This is a genomic window from Dorea sp. MB18-49, from assembly GCF_023669465.1.
Lineage (GTDB): Bacteria > Bacillota > Clostridia > Lachnospirales > Lachnospiraceae > Dorea_A > Dorea_A longicatena.
In genome coordinates this window covers 1-6668 of sequence record NZ_JAMOYX010000080.1, presented here as the reverse complement: position 1 = coordinate 6668, position 6668 = coordinate 1, and the positions used below count along the sequence as shown (strand labels likewise).

3 protein-coding genes are annotated in these 6668 nt (G+C 41.4%); all 3 read right to left on the bottom strand.

Going from position 1 to position 6668, the window contains the following annotated elements; all coding sequences use genetic code 11:
• Window positions 1-247: 247 nt before the first annotated feature.
• The 3 genes from adhE to NCY30_RS14550 all read right to left on the bottom strand — a co-directional run bounded on the left by adhE (window position 248) and on the right by NCY30_RS14550 (window position 6563).
• The gene (gene adhE, locus NCY30_RS14560; RefSeq protein ID WP_256171881.1) at window positions 248-2875 is read right to left on the bottom strand and encodes a bifunctional acetaldehyde-CoA/alcohol dehydrogenase; all 2628 of its coding nucleotides are present in this window, start codon (window positions 2873-2875) and stop codon (window positions 248-250) included.
• Between the two features lie 125 nt (window positions 2876-3000).
• Window positions 3001-4737 carry a [FeFe] hydrogenase, group A gene (locus tag NCY30_RS14555; RefSeq protein ID WP_055194569.1) on the bottom strand — a complete coding sequence of 579 codons (1737 nt, stop codon included), beginning with the start codon at window positions 4735-4737 and terminating at the stop codon, window positions 3001-3003.
• A complete protein-coding gene (locus tag NCY30_RS14550) occupies window positions 4731-6563 on the bottom strand; it encodes an NAD(P)-binding protein (RefSeq protein WP_055194571.1) in 1833 nt (610 codons plus the stop codon). The genes NCY30_RS14555 and NCY30_RS14550 overlap by 7 nt, the downstream gene beginning before the upstream one ends.
• Window positions 6564-6668 lie beyond the last annotated feature (105 nt).

Sequence of the window (6668 nt, the reverse complement as noted above, 5' to 3'; positions counted from 1 at the left end):
TTTTTGATATTTTTTTCACTATTTTTTATTATATATATTTATTGTTATTTTTTTAACATTATTATCCGTCTATTCTCCCAAGTAACAGATCCGATTCTGAAAATCATTCTACTCGAAACATCCCTTTACATTTTCCATCTTTCTTTGCATAAGAAAAAGTGCAACGTTGAACGCTACACTTTTTCTATGCTAAATACATTATCCGATTTGCAAACAAAAACTCTTGGATATTATATTTTTGCCTGTTTTATTTTCCATAATAGCATTTCAGGTAGATTTCTTTCATCTCACTCATAAGTGGATATCTTGGGTTAGCTCCTGTACACTGGTCGTTGAATGCCTGCTCTGTCATATCATCCAATGTATCCAGGAAGTATTTCTCATCTACACCGTAATCTTTGATTGTCTTCTTAATGCCAATCTTCTCTTTGAGTTCTTCCAGTTTAGCGATGAAGTTCTCAAATACTTCTTCATCTGTCTTACCTTTGCATCCTGCAAAACGTCCTAATTCTGCGTATCTTGCAAGTGCATGTGGATACTGATACTGAGAGAATGTTCCCATTCTTGTAGGTACTTCTGCAGCATTGTAACGCATTACATCTGTCAGGATTACAGCGTTAGCAATACCGTGTGGCAGGTGATGGAATGCACCAAGTTTGTGAGCCATAGAGTGGTTCAGTCCAAGGAATGCATTTGCGAATGCCATACCAGCCATGCATGAAGCGTTAGCCATCTTCTCTCTTGCGATTGGATCATTAGCACCATTCTCATATGCAGATGGTAAGTAATCAAATACTGCTTTTACTGCCTTCATAGCAAGACCATCTGTAAAGTCTGTAGCCATGATAGATACATATGCTTCGATTGCATGTGTCATTACGTCGATACCAGATGCACTTGTCAGTCCCTTAGGTGCTGTCATTGCATTGTCAACGTCTACGATAGCCATGTTTGGCATTAATTCGTAGTCTGTGATAGGCCATTTTACTCCTGTATCAGCATCTGTGATGATTGCGAATGGAGTTACTTCTGAACCTGTTCCTGAAGATGTTGGGATAGCTATAAAGTAAGCTTTCTCTCCCATCTTAGGGAATGTGTATACTCTCTTACGGATATCCATGAAGTCCATAGCCATATCTTCGAATTTTGCTTCCGGATGCTCATACATTAACCACATAATCTTTCCGGCATCCATTGCGGATCCACCACCAAGAGCGATGATCGTATCTGGCTCAAATGCTCTGATCTGTTCTACACCTCTTCTAGCGCACTGCAGAGTTGGGTCTGGAGCAACTTCAAAGAAGCATGTATGCTGGATTCCCATCTGATCTAATTTATCTTCGATCGGTTTTACATAACCATTCTTGTACAGGAAACTGTCTGTTACGATGAACGCTTTCTTCTTATGCATTACAGTTCCGAGTTCATCTAATGCTACAGGCATGCAGCCTTTCTTAAAGTATACTTTCTCAGGTGTTCTAAACCACAGCATGTTTTCTCTCCTCTCTGCAACTGTCTTGATATTGATCAGGTGTTTCACACCTACGTTCTCAGATACAGAGTTTCCTCCCCAAGAACCACATCCAAGTGTAAGAGATGGAGCAAGTCCGAAGTTGTAAAGGTCTCCGATACCACCCTGTGATGAAGGTGTATTGATCAGGATACGGCAAGTCTTCATAGCCTGCTGATGTTTCTCAATCTTTTCTGTCTGTGATGGGTGGATGTAAAGTGATGATGTATGTCCGTATCCACCATCTGCAACAAGCTGCTCAGCTTTTGCAAGAGCCTCATCAAATGTCTTAGCTCTGTACATTGCAAGTACAGGAGATAATTTCTCATGTGCGAATTCTTCCGAAATATCAACAGATTCTACTTCACCGATCAGGATCTTTGTAGCCTTCGGTACTTCAACACCTGCTAACTTAGCGATCTCATATGCTGATTTTCCAGGAATCTTATTATTTAATGCTCCGTTTATGATGATTGTCTTACGAACTTTATCAAGTTCTTCTCCCTTCTTGAGGAAGTAGCATCCACGGTATGCAAATTCTTTCTTAACTTCATCATAAATGCTGTCCAGTACAGTTACTGACTGTTCAGAAGCACAGATCATACCATTATCAAATGTCTTGGAATGGATGATGGAGTTAACTGCCATCTTGATATCTGCTGAATCATCGATGATAACAGGTGTGTTACCAGGTCCAACACCAAGTGCCGGTTTTCCTGAAGAGTATGCAGATTTAACCATTCCAGGACCACCTGTTGCAAGGATCTCATCTGAATCTCTCATAACTGTTGTTGTCAGCTCTAATGACGGAACATCGATCCATCCGATGATTCCTTCCGGTGCTCCGGCTTTTACTGCTGCATCAAGAACAACTTTTGCTGCTGCAATTGTACATGCCTTTGCTGCCGGGTGTGGGCTGATGATGATTGCATTTCTTGTTTTCAAACAGATTAACGTTTTGAAGATTGCTGTTGATGTCGGGTTTGTAGTTGGGATAACCGCTGCTACCAGACCAACTGGTTCTGCAATCTTTTTAATTCCGTACGCTTTGTCTTCTTCGATCACGCCGCATGTCTTATCGTTTTTGTACTTATTATAAATGTACTCTGCTGCGTAATGGTTTTTGATGATTTTATCTTCTACAAGACCACGTCCTGTCTCTTCTACTGCCATCTTAGCAAGCGGAATACGCATCTTATTTGCTGCCATCGCTGCTTCGAAAAAGATTTTGTCTACCTGTTCCTGTGTGTAAGTAGCAAATTTTTTCTGAGCTTCTCTCATTGCTTTCATCTTAGCTTCGAGAGCTTCTACATTATCAATAATCTCTGGTACTGCGTTTTCTTTTTTCTTTGTCGCCATGTTGATTATCCTCCTGTGAGTTTTTGTTTGTTTCGATGGTCTTAGTATAACCGTTTGTTAATTCTTTGTCAATAACATTTTGATATTTTTTTCACATATTTGATATTTTTTTAACATGTAGCTTTTTCACCTTAAAAACCTTCCAGTTTATGCTCTGTATGCAGTAACATGTGTGATTTTGGTGAATTAGGTTTTACAAAGTATTCCTCATACATTTTCTGAACGTCCTGATTTTCATGTGAGAACCGACGTTTTGCATTTTTATCCAGACTGTAAAGCTTCTGTCCTCTTTCATAAGCAAGTTCTCTTCCGTCATGAATTGGCTGTCCGCCACCGCCTACGCATCCTCCCGGACAAGCCATTACCTCTACGAAGTCATAATGAACTTCTCCTTTATTGATGCGATCCAGAAGAGCTCTTGCATTCCCAAGTCCGCTGACTGCTGCAGTTCTGACTGTTACATTATCGATCTGGAAATTTGCTTCCTGTATTCCCTGATTTTGATTAAATCCGGTACTTCTTACAGCTTTAAATGCATCTTCCGGTGGATTCTCACCTTTAAGCAGATAGTATGCAGTTCGAAGAGCTGCCTCCATTACACCTCCTGTTGTTCCGAAAATTACACCTGCTCCTGTTCCATCCTGCATTGGCCGGTCACTGTCAATATCTGCAAGTGTATCCGGACTGATATGCGCTGATTTGATCATCTTTGTCAGTTCTCTTGTCGTAATAACTGCATCGATATCATGTCCCGCATATTCCTGATAGAACAGTTCCATCTCCTTTTCCCCTTTTTTTGCCACACATGGCATTACAGATACTGTGTAGATCTTCTCAGGTGATACCCCAAGCTTCTCTGCAAAGTAAGTTTTCATCACGGCTCCGAACATCTGCTGTGGTGATTTTGCCGTTGAAAGCTGTCTCACCAGATGAGGATACTGTGATTTGATAAATCTAAGCCATCCCGGACAGCATGAAGTAAACATCGGACGCTCTTTTAATTCCCCTGCAGTAAATCTGTGCAAAAATTCCGTCCCTTCTTCCATGATTGTCAAGTCAGCTGAAAATGTTGTGTCGAATGCATAATCGACTCCCATTCTCTTCAAAGCATCAAGGATCTTTCCGACAGTTGCTTCCTTATCAGAAAGTCCAAATTCCTCGCCCCATGCTGTTCTTACAGCTGGAGCCACCTGTGCAACTACGATCTTATCCGGATCTGCAATTGCATCCCATACATCTTCTGTATCATCTCTTGCCCGTAATGCTCCCACCGGACAATGCGTAATACACTGCCCGCATAATGCGCATGAAGCTTCCTCTATCGTTCTGTGTCCGGCTACATTAATCGTTGTTCTTGATCCTGTTCCTTCTACATCCCATACACCAAGGCTCTGTACTTTTTCACAAACCTGTACGCACCGCATACATTTAATACATTTTGAAGAATCCCTGATCAGAGGGAATTCCTTGTTCCACGGTTGTCTTTCAATTTCCATCTTAAATGGAATCTCTATAATATTCAGATCATTGGCAACTGTCTGAAGACTGCAGTTGCCACTTCTCGAACAAGTTACACATTCACAGTCATGCTGTGATAGGATCAGTTCTACTGTCGTTCTTCTGTGCCTTCTTACCTTTGGACTGTTCGTATGAATGACCATTCCCTCTTTTGCAACATTATTGCAGGAGGTGATCAGCTTCTCTTTTCCCTCCAGTTCTACTACACAGACACGACAGGCCGCAATTTCATTGATTCCTTTTAAATAACAAAGTTTCGGAATAGGAATCCCATTCTGGGCTGCAGCTTCCATGATCGTGGTATTTTCTTTTACTATTATCTTTCTTCCGTCAATTGTAAGATTTACCATAATGTCTCTCTGCCTCCCTTAAATATACCGTATCCGAAATGATCACAGCGAAGACATCTGCTTGCCTCCTGTTTTGCTTCTTTTTCTGTCATGCAGTTTTCAACTGCTTCAAAATCACAGACTCTTTCACATGCTTCTCTTTCTGTAAGATTCACTCTTCCGCAAGGTGTACGGTCATCCAGATGTGCCTCCGGGATTTCAACATCGCAGGAAATTTCATGATGATATCCAAGATACTCATCAATGTTGGCTGCAACAACCTTTGCGGCCGCGATTGCTTTGATAACCGAAGCCGGTCCGCTTGCACAGTCCCCTCCTGCAAATACTCCAGGAAGATTCTCAAATGCTCCCGTACTTTTAGTAATGATCTTACCACGTTCAACCGGGATACCCGCCTGTTCGAAGTGATGTGTCTCAATATTCTGCCCAATTGCTACGATTAATACATCGCATGGTATGTAAATATCTTCTTCACCTGTAGGTTTGATACTTGCTCTTCCATCTCTGATCGAGCTTACCATCTGAGGTGTCACATAGATACCTTTTACATGATGATTCTCGTCTACATCTATAGATGCCGGTGCTTTCAGCGTCTGTAATTCTATGCCTTCCGCAACTGCTCCTTCGATTTCTCCAGGAAGTGCCGTCATGTCTGCTACTCTTCGTCTATAGACAATACTTACCTTCTTTGCACCCAGACGTTTTGCTGTACGGACCGCATCCATTGATACGTTACCTCCACCAATAACAGCCACTTCTTTTCCTGTCAGATCTATAATCTGGTTTTTTCCTACATTACGTAAGAACTGCACTGCGGAAATGATTCCGTCTGCATCTTCATTCTCTAATCCTAATTTTTTATCTGTACTTGCTCCGATCGTGATCAGAACAACATCATACTGTTGTCTTAATTCCTGGATCGTAATATCCTGTCCGATCTTCAGACCATTCTTCACCTGTACACCTGTCTTTAGGATTGCTCGGATATCATCGTCCAGTCTTTCTTTTGGAAGTCTGTAGTTCGGGATACCATAACGAAGCATTCCGCCCAATTCCGGCAACATCTCATATACGGTTGTCTGATGTCCCATTAACTGCAGATAATATGCTGCACTTAATCCTCCAGGTCCGCCGCCAAGGATTGCGATCTTCTTACCTGTACTTGGTGCGCACTGCGGAGGATCTACTTCTCCTGCAAAATCTGCTGCTACACGCTTCAATCCACGGATATTAATAGAATCATCTACCATGTTTCTTCTACATCTTGCTTCACATGGATGTTCACAGATGAATCCACATGTGGTCGGGAATGGATTATCCTTTCTTAACAGTCGGATTGCATCCGCATATCGTCCTTCCCCTACCAGTGCGATATATCCAGGAATATCTACATGTGCCGGGCATAAAGATACACATGGTACAGGCTGATTATATGTACAGGTACATCTTCCGTTCTGAATATGTTCAATATAATCATCACGATAACCGATCAATCCTTTATATACCATGTTCGCTGCTTCATAACCAATCGCGCAGTCTGCAGATTCCATAATAGAAAGTGCTGTCTGTTCCATAATATCTAATGTCTTCATTGTCGCTTTTCCATCCAGTACTTCACGGATGAAATTATTAAGCTGTCCTAATCCTATACGGCAAGGCACACATTTTCCGCATGTCTGTGCATGACATAACTCAAGAAATGCTCTTGCCATATCTACTGGACATAACCCCGGTGGACTCGATTCAATTCTTCTTTCCAGATCTTTATAGAGGCCTTCCATTACGATCTTTGCTCTTTTTGGAGAGGCAATTTCCAGTCTGCTCATTCTTTATCCCTACCTTCCATTTCATTTATCAATTTATAGTCCAAATAAATTGTAATTATCAGTCTTTTGAACAATGTAATATTAACTGCGTTGACGATATTATAT